Genomic DNA, 19,963 nt, shown 5'->3' with positions numbered 1-19,963 from the left:
GGTGAAGGGGCCCGGTGAACAGCCAACCTCTTGATCGTCTGATTTCAATCCGGGCGGCTGCCGCGTTTTTTCGGCAGCGGAGGCGGGTTGATATGTGCCTTTGATCGAACGTGCTCGGGACGAGATCGGCTGCTGTCGAAGGCGGTAGCTTGATCCCGCGATGTGGATAACGACGGCGTGGTGAAGCAGGCAATGTGAAGCCGCAGCGGGCATCGAGGGCACTTTGTCAATCCGGCTGAGCCCCGCCACAGGCCCGATCGTGCCAGCTTTCAACTCAATTCGTTCCGCCATCTCCGTGTCGAAGTGAAAATCGGGCGCGGCCCAAAGCCTGAATATCCTGGCAAGCGTCAGAAATTTGCGAACTAGCTAGACTAGACTGACGAGGTCTGTCTCGGTTCTTTCCGGCCAGATCTGCCACTATTAACATCCCTGTAATACAGTTTCACAATACCTTTGCGCGCGGACCACGATAAATAGTTTACGGTTAGTGGTTCGCAGTTAGAAGCGTTCCGCGCTGTCTGCCTCCAGGAAGGCGAGTCTATGTGGAAGAGGAGGCTCTAGTGGGGAGTTCAGACCAATTATGAAGTGAAATTTTCGAAATATGCGGAGACCTCTGAAGGTGCCTCTGTGGTGATCCAGTCATTAGTATAGCGCACGAGACTAAGAAGGTGGTCGGCGACCTGTTAGACGAAGCTGGCGTGGTGGCAATCTCGGCTACGCAGAGCGGTATATTAGGCCTGGCTCTATGAACCGGCATGCTGCCATCCCGAAAATCGTCGATCCCTATGCGTGGCTCGGATGTCAGGTTATGGCTCCTGCGAAGTTTCCCACTCAGCGTTGAATCGGGCCGATTCGCCGGAATGCCCGCAGGCGGAGAGGCCAATTGGTCGCTCCCGGAGAGTCGGCTCCGCACGCAAGGCCAGGCGCAGCCCGCAGGGTTACGCTGGGGCGGCGCTGAGCTCCGTTATGAGCGCCCCCGGTGTGGATCACAAAACCAGGCCGAAGAAGTATCGCTACAGGCGCGGGCTGCCCCAACCTGTTGGGCGACACGGTAGGTTCTTAAATAACGAAAGGTGGAAAATGATAATAGATGAAGCCACGTTGAACGCCTTTAAATGCTATCGCGATATGCTGATCAGTCAGGGTGTGAGCCGAGAAGATGTTTCAGAAAACATGGCGTGGCGGTCTCTCACAAACGAATGCGGTTGTCTCACGCTTTGTCGATGTGTGAAAAAATCTTAAAGCCTGAAGCTGCTCATTACTCCTTGGATAAGCGGTCTCGTTGGTGTGGTTTGGTTCAAACCATCCTCGTCTGCGAGGGACTGGCAGCCTTAAAAAACGAGCGTAATCGAACGCGTCCTTGGCTCGCCGGCAAAAAGGTGCCTTCCTAGCTGAAGAGGGTCAGTCGATAGGGCGATCTACGGTCGCGGCGAGTATTCTTCAGAGCAGCCGCTTGAGTCCAACCCGGCCAATAAGCTTCAGCTCAAGTTGGGGACTTCGTCCCCGGGGAGGCAAATCGGGCTAATTGTGAGCAATGTGACAGAGATGTTATTGGCCAAGAGGTGATGCTGGCATGCCGACAGCAGAAAGCCTCCGTATCGGCAGCTTTGTTTTAGTGATCATCCGTGGTAAGAATAATGCTGAACTGCCATTCGATTCGTTTAAAGATTAACCTAGATAACCTTGCCTCGAATTTCGACGAGTTCCGTGCTCTTTGCCCAATGGCAGAAGTTGCGGCTGTAGTTAAGGCGGACGCCTATGGAGTAGGGCTCGCTGCCGTCACTCGCCGGTTGACGTTGCAGGGCTGCGCAAGCTTTTTCGTGGCGCATCTCCAGGAAGGGGCTCAGCTCCGCCAGCAAAACGCTGCAAGTGAGATATACGTCCTAAATGGACTCCTTCCTGGCACCGAGTCCGCCCACAAGACGCACAACCTTAAGCCGGTTCTCACTTCGGAGTCTCAGGTTCGGCTTTGGATCGAGTTCTGCGAACGCGAAAGCTGGACTGGCGGAGCCGCCCTGCATGTCGACACCGGGATCAATCGACTCGGGTTCCGCATGGAGGAGTTGGATACTCTCAAACATCAGGTCGAAGGTCGCTTACACTATTTCGATCTGATCATGAGCCATTTGGCCTGTGCCGACGATCCTTCAGACCCTCGTAACAGAGAGCAGGTTGACACCTTTTGCCAGGTCCGAAGGGAGTTCGGAGCGCTCCGGCGGGCCTCGCTAGCCGGTTCGGCGGGGTGCTTCCTCGGTCACAGGGCCCATTTTGAACTGGTTCGTCCGGGTATAGGTCTCTATGGCGGTAATCCGTTCGCAAACCGCAGCAGCCCCTTTCGACAAGTTGTCTCTGTGCATGCGCGGCTCCTCCAGGTGAAGACACTTCGTCACGGAGATTACGTTGGCTATGGAAGGGCTCACAGGCTAGAGAGGGACAGCTTGATCGGGGTAATTTCTTTGGGCTATGCAGACGGGTATCCGCGCTACACACGTTCTGCGGCTAATCGGGATGGACTTCGGGTCTATTACAAAGGCCGGGCGGCTGGCGTCTTGGGTCGCGTTTCCATGGACACGTCGATTATTGACCTTAGCTCGGCGGCAGATCTAAAGCCGTCCCTCGGAGATTTGGTCGAGGTCTGTGGCCCGTCGCAATCGGTTGATGAGCTCGCCAAATCAATAGGTTCCATACCTAACGAGGTCTTGACGGCGCTTGGCTCAAGATCCGTTCGTTCGTACCTTGGGGATACGGATATCCCTGGGTTGCACAGATAGCCGACCGACTGGCTGAGGTGAATACTCGTCCACCGCTCGCTGCCCCAGAAGATCGCGCGCCCCAAACTGCGCATAGTATAATCCGGGCCTCACATAATTAGGGTTGGACTAACTCGCTTCGCGATCGCGGAGCGGCAAGAAGTTAAGTGCCGACGGGGTGATCCTGATCGCGTCGTCGCGCTGATTAGTGTCCACGACAAGGTCCGACAGCCTCAGCATGGAGGCGCTTGCAGCCCATTTGATCCGACAAGGGCGCAGGTGACGTTGCCCCCAAGTTTTATCCAATCCTGAGTTCGCTCCGGCGATCAATGTTGCCCTGTTGGGCGGTTTGAGCGACGGGCACAGGCGCGGAGCTGATCATGGTGCGCATCGCTGTGTCCCGTCGCGGGGTGAAGGTGTGGGCGAACTCGAAGGGGGTCTTCCATCCGAGCCGCGAATGTGGGCGATTGATGTTGTAATCTGTCCGCCAACTGGCCAAGACCGCGCGCGCCTGCGCCAATGAGGTGAACAGCATCTCGTTCAGCAGTTCGTCACGGAGGCGACCGTTGAAGCTCTCGATGAAGCCGTTCTGCATTGGCTTGCCCGGCGCGATATAATGCCAGTCCACGCGGCTTGCATCGGCCCAGGCAAGGATCGCATTGCTGGTCAGTTCGCTGCCATTGTCACTGACCACCATCTTCGGCTTGCCGCGTTCGATCATGAGCCGATCGAGTTCGCGGGCAACCCTCACGCCGGACAGAGACGTATCCGCGACCAACCCTAGGCACTCGCGCGTGCAGATCCGGGTCGACTCGCCCGTGCTGCGTGGAAAGGGCGCACGAGGCGCCCTTCATTTCCGATCAGCTATCAGCAGCCGCCTTCACCTTTCGTTGTTAGAAGCGGTAGGTGACACCTGCGCCTATCAACCAGGGATCGAGCTCCGCCTTTCCCGTCAGCTTCGCGCCGTCGACCGTGACGTCGAAGTCTGGCTTGAGGAAAAGCTTCTTCACGTCGAAGTTGACCCCCCAGTGCTGATCCACCATGTAGTCGAACCCGACCTGCAGCGCGGTGCCGAACGTGTTCTTAACCTTGAGAGCATCGACGCTGCCGGCATCCTGGTTATAGAAGATCGTGTAGTTCACGCCAGCGCCGACATAGGGCTTGAAAGCGCCGAAATTGGTAAAATGATACTGCAATGTGAGCGTGGGCGGCAGCAGCCAAACCTTGCCGATATTGCCTAGCCCGCCGATCGCTCCTTGGCCCTCGATGTTGGCATAGGTGGTGCCGAGTATGAGTTCGGCGGCGATGTTGTCCGTGAAGAAATAGGAGATATCGAGTTCCGGCGGCACCGTGTCCGAAAAGGAAAGACCGGAGCCGGGTACCCTATTAACGTAGCCCGAATCCTCAGCGATGACGCCCAACGCGCGCAGGCGGATCTGCCAAGGGCTTGGCGCTTCCGTGACCAAGGCTCCCGCCTGCGGGACGCTCGCCGCTTGCGCAAGGTCCGCCGCGACGGCCTGCTGCCCCACCACCATGAGGATGACGGCCGCTGTTACTCCCCGCGCCGCGCGCATTTGGTTTCTCGCCATGATATTCTCTCCTTGCTTTTCAGAAAAATGTGGACTGAATTACGAAAAATCTTGCTCGAATTGCTGGGGATTGCCGCGGCGCTCATGCGCAGTTTGCGTGAGACTGTGCTCACATTATTTGCCCCGTACTCGCAATCATCGCGCTGTGCTCACTTATTGAAACGTTGCCCTTTGTCTCCGTCTACCTATCAAACGCCATCGGCTTGCCAGCCGATCGCACTGCGAAGGAAATTGGTGCCCAAGGCAATGAATGCCGCCCGCTACCGAGTGTTCTTGCCGTAGCTGTGGCCGCCCGCGCCGGGCTCGTAGAAGTAAAGGGATAGTCAAGAGCCTGCAGCTTTGCGCCATCTTACGTGCGTGGCCCGGGTGGACGCGGTCGTCCCGCTTAGTGGTGGCAAGCAGGATCGGCGGGTAGGGCTGTCCCGGCGTCGCGGCGTGATAGGCGGAGATTTCCTTTAGGAAAATCCATTCCTCCGGCTTGTCGGGATCTCCATATTCGTCAATCCAGCTCGCGCCCGCCAAAAGCTTGGTGTAGCGGCGCATGTCGACAAGCGGAATTGTGCAGAACAGCGCGCCGAAACGCTCATGATAGCGGGTAAGCATATTGGCGATCAGAAGGCCGCCATTTGAGCCGCTCTGGGCGGCAATCCGCCTCGGCAGCGTAATGCCTCTTCGCACGAGGTCGGCGGCAACGGCGGCGAAATCGTCATGGGCGAGACGCTTGCCCTCACTGCGCCCGGCCTCGTGCCAACGGGTGCCGAACTCTCCGCCACCCCGGATGTTCGCCACCACACAGGTGCCGCGGCGTTCGAGCCACAGCTTGCCGAGCGAGGAGTTGTAGTGGGGCAGGCGCGATAGGCCGAACCCGCCGTAGGCGGTGAGGTGAACCGGGGCATCCCCGTTCCCGTTCGCCGGACTGACCTCCGTATAGGGGATCATCTCACCATCAGTCGAGACTGCCTCGTGGCGCGTGATCACCAGCCCGGATGCGTCGAAATTCTCCGGGTTGCGCTTCAGGATTACTGGAGCGCCGAAAGGCGCCGCGGCGTTGAGGTCTAATAGGAGAAGCTTCGGCGGCGTGATCGGGTCCTGAGCCGAAATGAGGACCTCTCCATTGGTCTCGTGAAGTTCCGCATCGAGCGACCGAAGGTAAACAGTCCCTTCGGTGGGCACGGTGTCCAGCGCTCGGCGCGTCCATTCCTGGCGGGCGGGAGTGAACATCTCCAAACGCGGATCGAGGTTGACGAGGTAGGAGATAATGAGCTTCCCGTTATTCCAGAAGAATGACTGCAGGGAGCGCCTGTGGCCTGTTTCAAAGAGGATGGCAAAACTGCGCTCGCCGGCGATGAAGGAGGAAAGCGAGATGCCGATCAGCGCGTCCGCGGGATGTGTCATCCCTCCCACTGTCCATGGCTTGCGCGGCTTTACCGCCAGCCAGTCGCTGAACCCGCTCCACGAGGCGTCTCGAGGAAGGTCGATCCGCGTCTTCGGCCCGCTCCTGTCACCGATTCGGCCGATCTTCTCAAAGAAGGTCGACTGCTCGATGAACCAGAGGCGCTCGCTCTCGGCGGTGCGGTCCAGATGGCCGGACACCCCGAGAGATTCGGAACCGGTCTCGAAGAGTACCGGCGCGGTGAGCGGATCCGCGCCACGCTTCCACAACCGAACGGTGCGCGCGTAGCCGCAACGGGTCGCCATGCCATCACCAAACGCACTAGAAAGCAGAAGCGTGTCAGGGTCGAGCCATTCAATGCCGCCCTTGGCCTCCGCGAGGTTGAAACCGTCGGCGACGAAGCTAAGAGACTCCAGATCGAATTCGCGATGTACCACCGCCTCGCTGCCGCCGCGCGACAGGCGTAGAACGGCTCTTTCCCGTCTCTCCGGCTCAACGCACGCGCCGCGCCAGATCCAGTCCTCTCCGTCGCTAGCGGCGAGGGCGTCCAGATCGAGCAGTAGCTCCCACTGGGGCTCAACTTTCATGTAGGCGGCAAGGGTGGGCCGGCGCCACAGTCCGCGCGGATTTCCGGCATCTTGCCAGAAATTGTAGAGGTACGGGCCGCGGCGGGTGATCAAGGGAATCTTTTCAGGACGGCGAAGATCGCTGTCAGGGCCTCACGGTCGCGATCGAACTGCGTTCCACCGAACTGCCCCAGTGTCCTGGCCGACTGGCTGGCGCTCCAGTCAAGTGCCCGTTCGCCTTTTATATCTTCAAGCCAAAGATAGGGATCATCGTCGGGAGCATTCAGAGTTGGACGGAAATCGAACGCGGTCATGTCCGTACAACCTGAAGAATGAAAGCGCAAAGGCTTCCTTCCGCTCGGGCAAGCTCAGTGTTTGCGGCGGAGACCGCATGCTCGGCGAGCGTGATCATGGATGAGGTCTTCTCAGTTGGTGCGGCGCGGCAGTGCGTTTGCGCATAGGACTTGCATGTGTCGTGCCAACCAGGAAAATCTTTTCAGAACAATACGATCACTTTGATAGCGCTGTGTCTTATGTCCGACATCGTCGTAGTTCCGACAATGACTGCAACGGTAGGCGCCTGATCGATCTAGTGTAAGCGCGGAGCCCATCCATCTGGCGCGGCATCAGATGATGGGCGAGAGATGATGACACTGAAGGAACGTGGAGCTTGCGGTGTCAATTTCTATATCTGCGCCTATGCCTGATGATAGAAGTTTCCATGTTCTTGAGGCGGTTCCGAACCGGAGGCAAGCCCGCAGCGTCTGCGGCGCTGGTCGGCGCAAGCGAAGGCGCGCTGATCGAGGCGACGCTGAAGCCTGGCGCGAATGTGTCGGCGATCGCGCGATTGGCTGGAGTGGCGACCTCGCAGTTCGGACCGCCGACCTAGGAATGGGACGCACCGCCCCGGAGCTTCGCCACCGATGCGCATGCTGCATCATGGTCAAATCCACTGCGATCTACCGCATACAAGTCTGCCGCGCGACCTTCGCGCCTGCCTCGGCGAGCTCGCCTCGGAAATCTGTCGTCGGCATTTGGCCCCACCGGAAAGAGCTCCACCTGACCCGGCAAAGGCGGCGCCCGTGCTCGTGACCGTCAAGGACAAGTCGCTTCACGATGGCCTGCAGCTACCCTTGACCGTCACTGCGGGCGGCGGCCAGTTCGAAGCCAGGTTGGCACGAGCAGATGGTCGCCAATCAGCCGAACGAGGAGATGAGGAACGAATCAAGCTTGACAATCATCGCCCCGTACAGGTGTAGCTGACGGCTTGGTCGCCGCGCTCTCCCGCATGGGGCCGGGCTGATCAGCGTGCCACGGCTGGCAGGCTGATGAGCGGATCATCGCTCATTTGGCTGATGGTTTCCAGCGTCATGTATCTGGCGCGCTGCACGGCCCATTCGTCGTTCTGTTCGAGCAGGATCGCGCCGACCAGGCGGACGATGGCATCATCCTTGGGAAGACGCCGATGACCTCGGTGCGGCGCTTGATCTCGCCGTTGAGGCGTTCGATCGGGTTGTCGAGTGCAGCTTGGCGCGGTGCTCCCTAGGGGAAAGTCATGTAGGCAAGCACGTCTGGCTCGGCGTCGTCCATGATTGTCGCCAGCTTCGGTACCTTCGGCCGGATCTGGTCGGCGACGGCGCGCCCTTGCGTGCTTGTGGCCTCGGGCGTCCTCGCCTTCGGCGGGCTGATCGCCGCTAAGGCCTTCGACAGCAACACCATCATTGCCGATCTGAACGAACGCGGCGAGCCAAGATCGTCATCTCGCAGCATCCGAGACGCGCCTTGCCGCTCCCTCTCAATCTCGAACTCTACAAATGGCGTCATCTCATCGATAACTCTTCTGCAAACTCAAGGAGTTCGAGCGTATGGCCATGCGAGCTGACAAAACCGACCAGAGCTTCAACGCAATCATCCAACTCGCTGCCGCCGTCATAAACTCACGATGAATCTCAACAGGCCCTAGAGTGCCATTCAGCTTTTTTTATTTCATTGTAGACACTCCAGCTGAAATGACGCTCTTGACCCTGCCGCTCTGAGCGCAGCACCCGTGGCAGGCGGCGCTTCCATCGTTCACTTCGCGGCAAAGGCCGATGGCGCCTGAGGAAGTGATGAGGGCCGCGCAACCAAAACGTTTACCTCGCGGCTTCGGTCCTCGGCCCTTGACTAGTTGGCGGCGATGTACAGGGATTTCCCGAGAGCCTACGTCGACCGTGCAAAGGCCTGCAACTGCTGAGTGAGAGGAGGGACGCTTGGACGAACACGATCCGAAGGAAGAGCTGATCGAGACGATTTTTCGCAACGGCACAATCACCGTCGTCGGCATTCTGCTTGCCTTTTCGCTCGGCTTCGTCACGCATTGGGCGGCGAACCCCATGCCATGGCGGCTCTACGACCTGTTCGCCGTTGTGCCGATCCTGGTCGGCATCACGTTGCAGTTGCGGGCGCTGTCCCTGCTACTCGACATGAGCTCGTTGCGCCGACCCATCTACGAACGCGCCAACCGCATCTTCATGGCCGGCCTCATCCTGACCGCGTGCGGCGTCGGGCTGGCCATCCTGCTCGATGTCTTCGCAATGTCGATGAAGGGCACGCTGCCCGGCGCTTGACGGCCTGTCCCTGCGCTTTGGAGCTGCCGCAATCGGCCGACGCGATGCGTCAGATCCGAGGGTTCCTAGTGCTTTCCCCCAAGCAGCGTCAGCCTTCTTCCCGAAGAACGCTTTCTCGCGGATGTTTAGAGCGTGGGCTTGCCGGAAATTACGTCTCGGTGGCACAACCCGCATAGCTTCTAGGGTGTTGCCAGGAAGACCGATTCGCGGGCGTGGATGGATAAATGCATTGCGTCAGGAAGAGGCTCGGCAGGTTGCGTGCGCGCATTGCCGAACTGGAGCGCGATCTCGTGACGAATACACCTCAGGGGCGCCATCGGCGTTTCGACGCCGGACATGAACTTCGCAATGCGAAGTGCCGCCTGAAGCGTCTCGAGGAATGCATCGCTGAAATACCGGAGAAATGTGGCCGTTAGCGCAAGCTTCGCCGCTCTCAATCTTTGCCACGCGGTCGGCTGGTCGGCGGGGAACAGATGCCGTCGTGCGGGTACTCTGTCCGGCAGAGACGCAAGGTTCTGCACTGTCCGTTCATGAACACTTCGTGCTGGTCTCCACAAGAGAAGTATTCTGGTGCAGAAGGTGCCCGATTAGCTATCGGAAAAAGGCGACATCGACGTGCAAATCGGGCGCCGCAGTGAGGCGTCCCCCCAATGTCGGACTTCCGACAGGATCGAAAATCCGCCAACCCATTGTTTAATAAAACTTCCTTCTCTGGCACGGCCCATGCATGGGACTCTGCGAACGCATCAGCGAGACGTCGTCCATGATCATGCGCACCGAAAATGCCGTCGCCGCAGTGAAAACCGCGCTCTCGCCTGCCATCAAGCCGCCGAAAGGCCGGCGCGTCATGGTCGAGGCAGGCGATTGCGCCGGCTTGAAACACCTTAGTGGGCCTGGAAAGCTCCTCGCGTGACGGCGAGGGGGGCATCCAGACGGGCGGAAAGGACAAACGTCGTTGCCCACGTCGCCGGCATGACCCGTCGATTGTCACCGCGCTGGAATGCGCGGGTCTACATGCGAAGACCCGAACGCGCAGGACAAATTCTCGCAAGCCCGGTCGGGACTGAAGCTCGAAGTCCGTGAGCGGAGGCTAATGGCTATGGCCGATATTGCCGCGAACAAGCCGCCTAGTGGGAAGACGCTATAGGAGGAAGCAGGTGGAGTTATGTTGCGTTGGGATCGGTGCTGGCCCGTCCAATTTGAGCCTTGCGTGTCAGATACACGAGCAAGTTGGGAAAGGGGCAGTGTTCCTGGATCGGCAGGTCGACTTCCGCTGGCATCCAGGCATCGCATTCGTTTCCTCGGAGCTCCAGGTCAGCCACTTCAAGGACCTGGTCACTCTAGTGAATCCGCGGTCAGCCTACACTTTCGTAAACTTCCTGCACGAGAACGGGCGTCTGTATCACTTCCTGAACGCACAGTTCGAAGCCGTGCTCAGAGTGGAGTTCGAACAATACCTGAACTGGGTCTTCCACAGGAACCCACTTGTGCGTGGCGGCGAGACAGTGCGCGAAATCCGCTTTGACGGCGAGTTTCAGGTGCGGACGGATAAGGCGGTTCTCGGCGCCAGAAACGTTGTGGTCGGCATTGGCAAGCAGGCGCAAATTCCGCCTCAATTTCAGGGCTGGATTGGACGCAACCTGTTCCACTCATCGGTTTTACTGCACATCCACCCTGAGTTGCGGAGAAAGCATGTCTGCGTTGTCGGCGGAGGCCAGTCGGGAGCCGAGGTGATGTTGCACCTTGTCGGCCTGCAGAACGAACGGCGGCCTGCCTCGATCACTTGGGTCTCGCAGCGCGAAAACTATCTGCCTCTGGACAACAGCCCGTTCACAAACGAGTTGTTCATGCCCTGCTTTTCGGATCGCTTCGCGGCGATGAGCGAGTCGCAGCGTAAGCTGCTCCTGCGGCGTTTCGTGCTTGCCTCGGACGGCATTTCGGAAAGCACGTTGCGCGCGATCTATCAGGCGCTGTACCGCCATGCATTTTTCGAGCCAAACCCATGCGACATCACACTGCGGCCGGGCTGCACCGTCTCGCACTGCATCAACGCCGGACCGGGTCACAGGCTGACCCTGCAGCATGGCATGGACGAGGTCGAAGAAGTCACGGCTGACATCGTCATCCTGGCCACCGGTTACGAGAACGCGGTCCCAAGCTTGTTGGAACCGATCATGGGCCGCTTGGAGCAGATCGACAATGAATTAGCTATTCGCGAGGATTTTTCGGTGAGCTGGGACGGACCGTGTGACAGACGCATCTTCGTACAAAATGCGAGCCTCGGGCAGCGCGGCCTGGCCGATCCGAACCTAAGCTTGCTGGCCTGGCGCGCGCGTCGCATCCTAGATAGCCTACTTGGGCGCGCGCCATGCGCGAACCCCGAGCATCCTGGCTTCATCACCCATACCTCGATCGAGAGCTGGCCCAACCACGCAGCCGAAGAAATGGGCAGTGGAATATGACTCGTATGCTTTTGATCATCGGCGGTGGCATCCTAGGAATGATGCCCGCCTGCGCCGCGGCGAACCCCGGAGGCTTCTCCGATATCATCGTGACCGACCAAGCCCTTCGACCAAGCGGCGCATCGCATCACTCTGGGGGCGTGCATTTCCCCTACGGTTGCCAAGGCCGTACCAAGTCGCTCACTCGAAAGACCGCCGTGGTCTTGGCGGCCATGGCTGGGTCGGCAGGTAGCGGATGGTGCCGGCCTTTGGCGATGCGTGTCGTGGTTGAACCGGGTGAAGCGATTGATCCGGCCCAGTTTACGGAACCCCTAGAGCCGGCTGAGCCTGACATAGGCGGTCTCGCGCCGAGCTTCTGCGGACAATATCCGCCGGAGCGGAACGCACTTAGCATCGCCTCCCTCATCACGTGAGTCCGTCTCCGTGGACCCGCAACTTGATCAGCGCCCGACCGCCCTAATTGGCATGTCCAACCAAACCAGTCTTTCCAACAGGAGGCTTTTCGCATGTTGACTGATGCACAAAGAGAAAAGTGGCAGAAGGACGGATACGTCAGGCTCGAAAGGTTCTTCGATCCAGCGGCTCAGGAAGATATCTCTATCTTTGTCGAAGATATGTCACGCTGGGTCGTCAGCGATGATAAATGGCTCATGTGGTTCGAGAAGACGACGGACAATCGAAAGATCACCTCCAAGATGGAGAATTTTCTCGACTTCCATGATCCATTGCGTCGTTTGCTCTTAGAAGATCAGCGCATAAAGTCAGCGGTCGAGGAGTTGCTTGGCGAAGCTTCGCGCAGGCTCAAGGAGTTGCTGATTTTCCACTACCCCGACAGCGGCGGCTATCTCCCGCATCAGGACATTTATCACATTCCACACAAACTCCCGGATCGGATGGTCCATGCGGTGGTTGCCATAGGCATCGACGACTCCGACGAGGAAAACGGCGGGCTTTTTTTCAGCCCCGGCAACCACAAGAAGGGGGTGTTTCCCATGGATGCCGGTGGGGTGATCGACCCTCAAGTTGCCGAAAAGTTCTCCTGGGAACCCGTAGTATGGAAGGCTGGCGACATCTTCATCTTCGACGATTACGCACCGCACTACTCACGACCGAACAAAAGCAATCGTTCTCGGCGGACACTCTACTTGGTGTTCCAGCGTGCTTCAACCGGCGGGCCGACCCGCGCTGAATATAACGTGCTTAAGCGCGCCCTTAACCCGCCCGAGGGCAAAGTGGCCGATCTCGACAATCTCAAGCCCCCAAATGGCATCTTCTATCGCGATTGAGCTCACGCAGCCAGGCGGAGGCATGCACACGAAACTGATCGACCGCTCAAAAATGCGCGGACGGTATGGACGTCTGATTTGCGGGCTCGCGGAGCATCGACCGCAGCCCGTTACGACGCTTTGGCACGTGGATTGCGGAGGTGGTCGCAGGCGGTCTTCTGTGCGCCTACAGCCCGACTAGTGCCCGCCTCGCCTGGCGGCCCAGAGCTGCACTATCCCGGCCGGGGCTGCCAACGGGCCTGGCTACCGTTTCTGTCCACGAAATGCACGGGCGGCTGTTGCATTGGCAGCCGAAGGTGCCACTGTTACAGCTAGGGTTTCCTTATCATGCGCAAATACAAGTTTTCTCGAACGGAGCTGTCGCGGGCGTTCGGTATCGACATGGCCACGCTTGGAACGGGCAGCGCTCGCACGGGGTTTTCATTCGGAAAGGTTGGAGCCGGCGTCACATCCGAGCCCCATCGGCACGACGAAATCGAGGCGTTCGTGATCCTGTCAGGATCGGGCAATGTCACCACCGACCGGGGGGAAATCTCGGTCGAGGCGGGCGATGTCGTTCTGTTCCACCCTTTTGAAGCGCATGTGCTGCGCAACGACGGAAACGAAGACCTAGATTTCGTCGATGTCTACTGGCGAGACGGCGAGGCCGCCCTTGATGCCGCTGCAAAGACCACGCCTCCACGCGGGCCGATCTTCGTCTTCTCCACGCCGCCAACGCCAAATGGCGATCTGCATCTGGGGCATCTTTCTGGCCCCTATTTCGGCGCTGACGTCTATACTCGTTTCCTGCGCATGAAAGGAGTCGAGGCCTATCACCTGACCGGAAGCGACGATTACCAGAGCTACGTCGCGACACGCGCCGATGCCGATCAATCGACGCCTGCAAATGTGGCGCGCTACTACGCCGACGAGATTCGCGCCACGCTTGCACTTCTCGATTGTGAGGTCCACAGCTTCCAAGCCACAATGGGCGATGACGGTTATGGCGAGTTTCAAGCCGCCTGTTTCCGCAGTCTTCTTCTGAGCAGCACGGCGATAGATCTGCGCCAGAGCCCTGCGCTTTTCGATGCCGTGACAGGCCGTTATCTTTACGAGCCGGATGTTAGCGGCCTCTGCCCCGATTGCGGCGGGTCCGCGGGTGGCAACATCTGCGAGGAATGCGGCGCCCCAAACCTTTGCCACGACCTGCGTGCAGCCCAATCACGGCAGTCTGCCGAGGCGCCGCTGGTCGGCTCCGTCCGCCGCGCTGAACTTGCGCTGGACCGATGCTTCGACAATGTCGACCGGCATCTGAGGGCGTCTGGGGCCCCGCTACGGATCTTGGATCTCTTCGCACGCGTACGCCGACGCGGGAAATTTTCAGTGCCCATTACCCACCCCTCGGACTGGGGCCTGCCGGCGGAAGGGTTCCCGGGGCAAGTGATCTGGGTCTGGCCGGAGATGGCCTTCGGTTTTCTGTACAACATCCAGGCGCTCGGCCGCTCGATGGGTCGCGACTGGAAGGCGGAGATGCCCGGCAACGACTGGCAGATTGTCCATTTCTTCGGCTTCGACAATTCGTTCTACCACGCGCTACTCTACCCCGCTCTTTACGCCGAGGTCTTCACCCACTGGAAGCCACGCATCCGCTATCACGTCAACGAGTTCTACCTGCTCGACGGCAAGAAGTTCTCAACCAGCTGCCGCCATGCGGTCTGGGGCAAGGAGGTTCTGAGCCCAAAGACAGTCGATGTCGTGCGCCTTCATTTGGGCCTGACACGCCCGGAAGGTGAGCGGACGGATTTCACGCTGGACGCGCTGCGCCGCACCGAGAACGAGGTGTTCCAAAGCATCTGGCTGAACTGGCTTGAGGCGTTGAACCAGGAAATCAAGCAGGATTTTGCCGGCCGTGTACCCGATGCAGGCGACTGGAGCCCGGTCGACCGCGCCTTCTTTGCTCGCATAGAGATCTATCGCGCTGCGATGGAGCGCGCCTATTCGGACGAAGGCTTCTCGGTTCGGCGCGCGGCCACTCAGGTCTGCGAATTCGTGCGCGATTGCGTGATCTACCGCGGGGCGCGAGACTTTGCGGCGGCGCGACGTTTCTATCCTGCCCGCAATCAGACTTCGCTAGCCCTTCAGACGACGGCCGCTGCGATCCTGGCACCGACACTCGCTCCGCTGATGCCCCGCTTCGCCAAAACGCTGGCGCGAGGCATCGATGGCGCCTCAACCGAAACATGGCCCCGGTCCGTCCAGCGCCTTGCGCCCGGGACGCGCTTTGATCTCGGACCCGTGGTGGTGTTCTACGCCAAATCCGGCAATCCTCATCTCGATGACGAGGAAACACTATGAGCCCAAAGGTGCACCAGTGAGCTGTCCCCATCTCGACCAGATCTGCGCGGCAATCAAAGCCGACGATGCCAACCTATTTTGACTCGCTGTCACTGGCGAGGGAAGCCGCTCTGAACGGTAGAGACTAGATTAGCTGACCTGAACCAACGCGTCGTCAAACAACCCTGGCCCGCCCCTTCAAGGACCGCTCGGCCGATCGCTTCCCAGCCCTTGCTGTTCGTGCCGAAAATGCGTGTGGGCTCGACTGGGGCTGACCAACCTCTTCGGCATCGGGATTTCCGTCCTCCAGCCGGTCAAGGCTGTCATTCGGTTCGACCCGCTTGGTCAACCTGCCGCGCCCTGGACCGTGCGCCGATCACCAATGTGGATGCGAATGCCGCGTGATGGTACCTTCGATTCTGTCCGAGCGTGTACCGGCGCGGCAGTCAGCCGAAGAACAGCTGAGCGACTGATATCGGAATGTAGCAGGTCCAAATTCTGCCGCTGAAGCCGGATATTGCTCATCAGCGTTGACCATGGCTTGGTGCACAAGCTTCCAACCAGACCGCGCAACGACAGCCCGTCGACTGAGGACAGTCGGCGAGGGCCGCCAAATCGCAAGCGTATCCTCCGTCGCATGCGCGCCGTCTTCGCCGAAAATGCAGACGCTTGTCTCGTCGAGAGATACATCCAGCTATTTTAGGCGGCTCCTCAGGATTGCGTGTTTGCTCGGGTGCGGACCGCCCCTCAGTTCCCAATCGAGGAGCGATTCTACAATTCACATGTTTGGAGATCGCTCGCTAGGTAACCCGTCTGTGAACCCTGCAAGCCGATGCTTCAGATGCCGCCCATGCAGAGGTATTTCATTTCGAGGTAGTCCTCGAGGCCATGGCGGGATCCCTCCCGCCCGATGCCGGACTGTTTTATCCCACCGAACGGCGCCGCTTCCGAAGACATCCGGCCGGTATTTACCCCGACCATTCCATATTCCAAGGCCTCGGCGACACGCCAGACACGCTTCAGGTTAGAGGCATAAAAATACGCCGCGAGGCCGTAGATCGTTTCATTGGCATCACGCACGACCTGATCCGCATCGTTGAAGCGAATAATCGGTGCGAGCGGCCCGAATGTCTCTTCTTGCGCCACGGTCATCTCGCTGGTGACACCGGTCAGGACCGTTGGTTGGAAAAACGTGCCATTCGTGCCGACGCGTTTGCCCCCGCATCGAATTGCGCCGCCTTTAGCTACGGCATCGGCAATATGGGATTCAATCTTGGCCAAAGCCTGCTTGTCGATGAGAGGCCCGATGTCCACTCCGGGAGCGAAACCGTCACCAACTTGATGTTGGCGAGCCCGTTCCACGAATTTCTCGACGAACTCGTCGTGAACGCGCGACTGGACGTAAAGGCGGTTCGCTGAAACGCAGGTCTGGCCGGCATTGCGGTACTTCGCCTGGATCGCACCGTCAACCGCGGCATCGATATCGGCATCATCGAAGACGATGAAGGGTGCATTGCCGCCGAGCTCTAGGCTGACTTTTTTGATCTGGTCCGAGCACTGGCGCATGAGTAAGCGCCCGATCTCAGTAGAGCCGGTGAAGCTGATCTTGCGGACCTTGGGATTTGTGCAAAGTTCGCGGCCGACCGCGTCACCTTCGGACGCATAGATCAGGTTGACGACGCCTTCGGGGAAGCCTGCCTGATGGGCGAGGGCGAACATTGCTCCAGCCACGAGCGGCGTCTGTTCAGCGGGCTTGAGGACAATCGTGCAGCCCGCCGCCAAGGCTGGCGAGATTTTGCGCGCCACCATCGAGGCCGGGAAATTCCATGGGGTGATCGTGCCGACCACCCCGATGGGCTGCTTGATCACCAGCATTCGGCGGTCCGTCGATGGTGCGGAGATCGTCTCGCCATAGACGCGATTTGCCTCCTCGGCGTACCATTGCAGATACGCCGCAGCATGCGATATCTCCGATTTGGCCTCGGCAAGCGGCTTGCCCATCTCCGCGGTGAGAATTGCAGCGAGATCGTCGGTGTGGTCGATGATCAACTCATGCCATCGCCATAGAACATCGCTGCGCTCACGGGCGGTAAACCCTGCCCATCCAGGCTGCGCGACATAGGCCTTCTCGATTCCAGCGCATGTCTCTTCGACTCCCATGTCAGGTAGTTCTGCCAGCACTTCGCCGGTCGACGGGTTGAGGACCTCGAATGTCCGCTCTCTAATCCGCGTGCCAAGTGCCGGCAGGCGATCGATGGGTCCAAACAGGTCAGGGGATCTCAGGTGACGAATCATCGGCGGGCACAGGGGCAATCGGTTTCCTCCTCAACGCCAGGCGTATATAGCTGGTTCGGTGTGTAGTCCGGACGTCCAAGCTCCTCATAGGACCTCGGTCAGACAGCTAGCAGACCACGGTTGCCAACTGGAAAGGGAGAATACCTGAATTCGCTAGAAGATGAGTCGCGGTTCTACTAGCCGGGCTCGACCGGCGGTTGCGCGCGGGCAGGTCCGGCCCGCGCACAACCCTGCCAAAGGTCTTCGCGGCCAGCGCCTGGTTCTACGTGCCGGCCACCGCGTCGTTCGGTCGGCAATATTTGTTGTAGATCGTGAATGCGTCGGTGCCGTTCAGCTTTTCCATCTCCCGCATCCAGCCGTTTGACCGGAATGCGGTAGGGCTGATTTGGCCGCAATGTCGTGTTGACCTCCTCGTCCAGCAGACCTGCGGGTTCGTCTCTCTGCGCCAACGGCGCTCCTCCAGGATCACATTTCGCTCGGTCTTGATATCATCCTCGTTGAGGATGAGGTTGAACATGCGATCTGCCTCGAAGCCCATCATCTCGCCCAAAACGAGTCATAGGCGGTGAGGGCGTTATTGTAGCCGCCACTCACTTAGACGGCTCGGTGAACTCGCTGTCGGCGCGGTTGGTGGTCGCTTTGAAGATCAGACGCTCGAGGAAATGGGCAAGTGCGGATTTGCCGGGTGCTCGTCGGCGCTGCCGACCTTGTACCAGACCATATGAGTGACGATTGGCGCGCGGTGATCGGGGATGTCGACCCATGCCATTGCCGAGCAGGAAATCCGCGATCTTGCCGCCGTCGGTGGCGGCCAGAGCCGGAGCGGTCGTCACCAGGGCCAGGGCGGTGGCAGTGAACGCCTTGCGCAGCTAGGGGGGCGATCGATGGCTGCGTTTGGCAAGGCAAAGGGTTCGAGGCAAAAGTGATTTGTTCCTAATTTTGATGAACGCGCTGCGTCTTCGCCTCCCCGTGGGAGGATCAGCGGGCAGCGCCGAGCCAGATGAATCATGGGCCCAGGGCTCACTCGAGCCTCACCTTCGGATGGACCCAGGAGACCTGCGGCGGTGTTCTTGGGGAGGTGGCCATTGGAGGGATTTTCCTTGGTCCGCTACGTCTTGCGGACGACCAGGCATGCACCGTGCCAGATCAGAAAACCATTGGAGGCTGTTGACAAATCGGGCTCTGCCATGTTGCGCATCCGACATTGTGGGCAATTAAACAGGGCTGAAGGCGACGCGAGCACGGCTGAGAATATCTTCTTCCTTCGGAAGACGATTAGGCGCGCTGCCGGGGAGGGGTACACGGATGCGCTTCGAAGGCCGCTGCACCGACGGTCAGAATTGAAAGATGTTGTCGTTGCAGCGGACCGATGTCCTCGACAGTCAGACCGGGCGGTGCTGAAGGGCAGAGGCGTGAGCAGCGTAGCTAAGTGGGCGCGGAGCCAGCTCGCGCGCGAAGACGGACCTGAAAAAAAACGGCGGGTGGCGACATTCGCGAGGCGCTGAAAAACGAGGTCGCAGGACTGGGCGGGAAAAACGATGCCGTTGCTCTCTTCTGGCGTGATGGCCTGCCGCGAGGCCGTTGAACGTAATGAGTTGCTGCGGGAAGGGGAGTGTTTTCGCGGGACCTTGGTCAACGTAAGAAACAAACGTCGAGCTCGCCTTGGATGGGGGCATGCAGCACATTTGCCGCTGCAGGACAGCAGCACGGAAGCTGTCCGCGCTTGCCGTCGTCCCTGGGCACCAAACAGCAGAATTTAGCGGTCGCGATTGATTTCATGTGCGTAAAATACCGCCTGGTGCGCTCGGCTGCAAATGCATGCCTGGCGGAGTGGTCGCTTTAGGTCAAGGGCATCGGGTGAGTAACAGCCTGACCTTGCTCAATCTGATGCGCGCTAACCGCCTCGCCGGATTGTGGAACTGCTCGCGGGTGGCTTCTATCACAAACAGCAAGGTGATGAAATCAAGCAGGAAGTCGTCAATCGCTTGGGCGATTGTTTCTGACTTGCCCTTGAACTGGTCCAGCAAAACGCGCGCGCTATCGATCGCTTCCACGCTGGTCGCATCGATCAACCCCTCGACCCTCTTGAAACAATCCAACACGAAACTCCTTAAGGCGCTCCCAAGGTGTTATGCACGAAGGCAGCTCCGTGAACTACCCGGCCTTTGACCTGGCGGCACGAGCAGCGGTCGGCCTTACGTCCCGCGCCTCCAAACCCGAGCCATCGACGTGGCGCTGAGGAGCGTTGGAAGAAATTGTGCGCTTCCGGCCACGCTCAAGCGGTAGTGTAGGACAGTGCTTGCTGGCGGCTACGCCCACAAAGGAGTGCGCCAGCTGATCGGGGCTTAACAATTTTTCGCTTTTTGCTGCGCCCAACTCTCGGCTATGACTCGGACAGGTCTAATGGCCTGCCCACGTTGCATTGTAAAAGAAGGAACAAGTATATGCCGACTGGAACGGTAAAGTGGTTCAACAGCACCAAGGGGTTTGGATTTATCCAGCCCGACAATGGCGGTCCGGATGTTTTCGTCCACATTTCCGCTGTCGAACGCGCGGGCCTCTCGACCCTCGTTGACGGCCAGAAGATCAACTATGAGATCGAGCAGGATCGCCGCACGGGCAAGTCCTCCGCTGGCAGCCTCAGCAAAGCTGGTTGAAATTTTCTCCTGCGTCCTGGCAAGAGTAAGCACATAAGTCCTCACG

Annotated in this window: 13 protein-coding genes and 3 pseudogenes; 7 read left to right on the top strand and 9 right to left on the bottom strand. The window is 59.2% G+C overall.

The genetic code is table 11. The annotated features are described in order from the left end of the window. The first annotated feature begins 1,637 nt into the window (after positions 1-1,637). A complete protein-coding gene (gene alr, locus NKH06_RS28740; RefSeq protein ID WP_352894801.1) occupies positions 1,638-2,771 on the top strand; it encodes an alanine racemase in 1,134 nt (377 codons plus the stop codon). A gap of 277 nt (positions 2,772-3,048) precedes the next feature. Here the strand turns inward: alr and NKH06_RS28735 are convergent. The 3 genes and pseudogenes from NKH06_RS28735 to NKH06_RS28725 form a co-directional block, all read right to left on the bottom strand. Then, positions 3,049-3,549, bottom strand: a pseudogene (locus NKH06_RS28735) (integrase core domain-containing protein); the annotation flags it as partial. Between the two features lie 94 nt (positions 3,550-3,643). After that, on the bottom strand, positions 3,644-4,324 hold the full coding sequence (locus tag NKH06_RS28730; RefSeq protein ID WP_352894812.1) for an OmpW/AlkL family protein: 681 nt from the start codon (positions 4,322-4,324) through the stop codon (positions 3,644-3,646). Positions 4,325-4,527: 203 nt separating this feature from the next. Further along, positions 4,528-6,612, bottom strand: a pseudogene (locus tag NKH06_RS28725) (prolyl oligopeptidase family serine peptidase). A gap of 407 nt (positions 6,613-7,019) precedes the next feature. Here NKH06_RS28725 and NKH06_RS28720 point away from each other — a divergent pair. Further along, positions 7,020-7,187, top strand: a complete 168-nt coding sequence (locus NKH06_RS28720) for a hypothetical protein (RefSeq protein WP_352894799.1) — start codon at positions 7,020-7,022, stop codon at positions 7,185-7,187. A 414-nt stretch (positions 7,188-7,601) separates the two neighbouring features. Here the strand turns inward: NKH06_RS28720 and NKH06_RS28715 are convergent. After that, a pseudogene (locus tag NKH06_RS28715) lies at positions 7,602-7,960 on the bottom strand (transposase); the annotation flags it as partial. A 587-nt stretch (positions 7,961-8,547) separates the two neighbouring features. On the opposite strand from NKH06_RS28715, the gene NKH06_RS28710 reads away from it, so the two are divergent. Beyond that, positions 8,548-8,904 (top strand): hypothetical protein, encoded by a 357-nt coding sequence (locus NKH06_RS28710; protein WP_023736366.1) that lies wholly within the window; start codon positions 8,548-8,550, stop codon positions 8,902-8,904. Positions 8,905-9,083: 179 nt separating this feature from the next. Here NKH06_RS28710 and NKH06_RS28705 read toward each other — a convergent pair whose 3' ends face one another. Beyond that, a complete protein-coding gene (locus NKH06_RS28705; protein WP_352894797.1) occupies positions 9,084-9,425 on the bottom strand; it encodes a hypothetical protein in 342 nt (113 codons plus the stop codon). A gap of 609 nt (positions 9,426-10,034) precedes the next feature. On the opposite strand from NKH06_RS28705, the gene NKH06_RS28700 reads away from it, so the two are divergent. The 3 genes from NKH06_RS28700 to NKH06_RS28690 all read left to right on the top strand — a co-directional run bounded on the left by NKH06_RS28700 (position 10,035) and on the right by NKH06_RS28690 (position 14,986). Beyond that, positions 10,035-11,366, top strand: coding sequence for a lysine N(6)-hydroxylase/L-ornithine N(5)-oxygenase family protein (locus tag NKH06_RS28700; RefSeq protein WP_352894796.1), 1,332 nt, complete (start codon positions 10,035-10,037; stop codon positions 11,364-11,366). Positions 11,367-11,872: 506 nt separating this feature from the next. Further along, on the top strand, positions 11,873-12,652 hold the full coding sequence (locus tag NKH06_RS28695; RefSeq protein WP_352894794.1) for a phytanoyl-CoA dioxygenase family protein: 780 nt from the start codon (positions 11,873-11,875) through the stop codon (positions 12,650-12,652). Between the two features lie 327 nt (positions 12,653-12,979). Beyond that, complete coding sequence (locus tag NKH06_RS28690) at positions 12,980-14,986, top strand: class I tRNA ligase family protein (RefSeq protein ID WP_352894792.1); 2,007 nt, start codon at positions 12,980-12,982, stop codon at positions 14,984-14,986. Between the two features lie 816 nt (positions 14,987-15,802). On the opposite strand, the gene NKH06_RS28685 is transcribed toward NKH06_RS28690, so the two are convergent. The 4 genes from NKH06_RS28685 to NKH06_RS28675 form a co-directional block, all read right to left on the bottom strand. Then, positions 15,803-17,260 (bottom strand): NAD-dependent succinate-semialdehyde dehydrogenase, encoded by a 1,458-nt coding sequence (locus tag NKH06_RS28685; RefSeq protein WP_352894791.1) that lies wholly within the window; start codon positions 17,258-17,260, stop codon positions 15,803-15,805. A 262-nt stretch (positions 17,261-17,522) separates the two neighbouring features. Then, entirely contained in the window at positions 17,523-17,777 is a 255-nt protein-coding gene (locus NKH06_RS32075) for a hypothetical protein (protein ID WP_502914510.1), read from the bottom strand. A 73-nt stretch (positions 17,778-17,850) separates the two neighbouring features. Beyond that, complete coding sequence (locus tag NKH06_RS32070; RefSeq protein WP_502914509.1) at positions 17,851-18,093, bottom strand: hypothetical protein; 243 nt, start codon at positions 18,091-18,093, stop codon at positions 17,851-17,853. Positions 18,094-19,104: 1,011 nt separating this feature from the next. Further along, complete coding sequence (locus NKH06_RS28675) at positions 19,105-19,359, bottom strand: hypothetical protein (protein ID WP_352894790.1); 255 nt, start codon at positions 19,357-19,359, stop codon at positions 19,105-19,107. Positions 19,360-19,704: 345 nt separating this feature from the next. Here NKH06_RS28675 and NKH06_RS28670 point away from each other — a divergent pair, with 345 nt between their 5' ends. Next, positions 19,705-19,917: a cold-shock protein gene (locus NKH06_RS28670; protein WP_023737112.1), complete on the top strand. Its 213-nt coding sequence runs from the start codon at positions 19,705-19,707 to the stop codon at positions 19,915-19,917. Positions 19,918-19,963 lie beyond the last annotated feature (46 nt).

The organism is Mesorhizobium sp. M1342 (assembly GCF_040317955.1).
Taxonomy (GTDB): domain Bacteria; phylum Pseudomonadota; class Alphaproteobacteria; order Rhizobiales; family Rhizobiaceae; genus Mesorhizobium.
The sequence above is the reverse complement of the archived record's forward strand: the minus strand, read 5'-3'. Positions and strand labels throughout refer to the sequence as shown.